The organism is uncultured Campylobacter sp., assembly GCF_938018145.1.
Classification (GTDB): domain Bacteria; phylum Campylobacterota; class Campylobacteria; order Campylobacterales; family Campylobacteraceae; genus Campylobacter_A.
This window is the reverse complement of sequence record NZ_CALIII010000222.1, coordinates 1-1,988: the sequence shown is the minus strand read 5'-3', so window position 1 is coordinate 1,988 and position 1,988 is coordinate 1. Positions and strand designations below refer to the sequence as shown.

Below are 1,988 nucleotides of genomic sequence, written 5' to 3'. Positions count from 1 at the left end.
GTTCAAATTTGAAAAACATGGACATATAAAAAACGTCAAATTTTGCTTTAATAAAAATTTGATTTGATAGTGGCATCTTTGGTCTGATCGGGCTTATTTTTAAAAGTATGACAAAGTAAAAATGTCTTTAAATTTGTGGTTTAGTAGATTTTGAAATCTTATAAAAATGACACTTGGTGGAAGCGAGGGGGATCGAACCCCTGTCCAAAAACAAACCGATTACGGCCTCTACACGCTTAGCAAAAGTGAAAATTTCATCTAAAAGGGCTCACTTTCCAAAACCTTATTTTAGACTAAGACAAGATTTCGGCTAGCAGCTCGTCAGGCCGCCAACCTACGCTAGCTGGGGTTACTCGCCGTTATCTTAGCTAGTATCAGACTAGGCGAGGCTCAACTGAACTTACGCAGCTTTAGCGTAAGCAGGAGCGTAGTTAACGTTGTTTGCGTTTAAATTTATTTGAGCTTTTTACGCTTTGCTCAAAGCGACGTGCCACCGTGACCGCTCTGCTCCTGTCGAAGCCAAGTCGCTCCCGTAAGAATAGGCTAAATTTAGCCTTGTTTTAAAGGTTGTGGATTATATTATTTTTTGTATTTTTTGTCAAACGTCTAGTTTTTGGGGGATTTTTACGATATTTGCATCTAAGGGGCTGAAAAACTCGGCATCGTTTTCTATATCGTTTTTGTATCTGTTAAACTGGTCGCTCAATAAAAGCAGCCAGTCTACGAAGTCATCGTTTGCGGGTCCTTGTAGATCCCTTGCTTCGCCGCAAATTTCCTCTGCTAATGTCGTTAGTTTAAATATCGGATTGAGCTTCATAAAGCTTGAGGCAGACTTGATGTTGTGAAAAATTCTAAAAAGCTCGTTGATGTTGGCGTTATATCTATCGTTTCTAGTTAGCCCGATGATGAGAGGTTCCATCAGGTCGCACATCAAGGAGTAGTGCGACAAAAACTCCTCCACAATATCGTAAGAGTAGTCTATCTCGAGGCTTTTTAGTATTCCCATTTATTTTCCTTAAAATCATTGTCCTGATTGTATCATTTTTTTGATAAAATTAAAAATAAATTACCTAAATTTAAGGAGGAAATTTATGCCGAAAAATGATAAAAAAGTTACAATTTATGATATAATTAACAAAAAGGGTGCACAGCCCATCGTTATGATCACGGCTTACGACGCTCTTTTTGCGCGGCTTTTTGATGATTACGTCGACATTATCTTAGTGGGCGACAGTCTAAATATGAGCTTTAACGGCAAAAAAGACACCCTTAGCCTTAAAATGAACGACGCGCTTTATCACGTTAAGGCCGTTTTGCAGGGCGCAAAGCACGCTTTCGTCGTGGCTGATATGCCCTTTGGTAGCTATCAGGACGAAAAATCCGCGTTAAAAAACGCGACGAAATTTATCAAAGCCGGCGCGGACGCGGTCAAATTTGAAGGCGGTCTAAAAGCCGCTCCTATCGTAAAAAGGCTCGTGGGCGAGGGTATAAACGTGATGGCTCACATCGGGCTCATGCCGCAGTTTGTGCGAAAAGAGGGCGGCTACAAGATAAAAGGACGCAGCGAGGCTGACGAAGCGCGCTTGATCGACGAGGCAAAAGCGCTTGAGCGTGCTGGAGCGTTCTCGGCCGTGGTCGAGGGCACGCTAAGCTCGGTTGCGGCAAAGGTCGCAAAGAGCGTGCAAATGCCTATTATCGGTATCGGCGCGGGTGCCGACGTGGACGGGCAGGTTCTCGTGTGGAGCGATATGCTCGGGTTTTTCGACGAGTTTAAGCCAAAATTCGTCAAGCGCTACCTTGACGGCGCAAATTTGGTGCGAACGGCAGTCGAAACCTATGCCCGCGAGGTTAGAAAAAAGTCGTTTCCGAGCGAGGAGTTTGAGTATAAAATTTAGCTTGTTTTGGGTAAATCTGGTAGGCGGGGCAAATTTGATCACCCGGCAAACGACGGCAAATTTGGTCCTTAGGCGTTAAATTTGACAAACAGA

Annotated in this window: 2 protein-coding genes and 1 other RNA gene; 1 reads left to right on the top strand and 2 read right to left on the bottom strand. The window is 43.4% G+C overall.

Features of this window, described 5'->3' with window-relative positions:
* Positions 1-174 precede the first annotated feature (174 nt).
* Together ssrA and Q0338_RS04950 are read right to left on the bottom strand one after the other, a co-directional pair.
* Positions 175-532: a transfer-messenger RNA gene (ssrA, locus tag Q0338_RS04955) on the bottom strand.
* Between the two features lie 66 nt (positions 533-598).
* Entirely contained in the window at positions 599-1,006 is a 408-nt protein-coding gene (locus Q0338_RS04950) for an Hpt domain-containing protein (RefSeq protein ID WP_298085790.1), read from the bottom strand.
* An 85-nt stretch (positions 1,007-1,091) separates the two neighbouring features.
* Between Q0338_RS04950 and panB the strand changes: the two genes are divergently transcribed.
* Complete coding sequence (gene panB, locus Q0338_RS04945; protein ID WP_298085789.1) at positions 1,092-1,895, top strand: 3-methyl-2-oxobutanoate hydroxymethyltransferase; 804 nt, start codon at positions 1,092-1,094, stop codon at positions 1,893-1,895.
* The last annotated feature ends 93 nt before the right edge of the window (positions 1,896-1,988 follow it).

Bases quoted from the DNA above. Each gene is read 5' to 3' on its own strand.
- panB (WP_298085789.1), top strand. From the start codon at position 1,092: ATGCCGAAAAATGATAAAAAAGTTACAATTTATGATATAATTAACAAA.
- Q0338_RS04950 (WP_298085790.1), bottom strand. From the start codon at position 1,006: ATGGGAATACTAAAAAGCCTCGAGATAGACTACTCTTACGATATTGTG.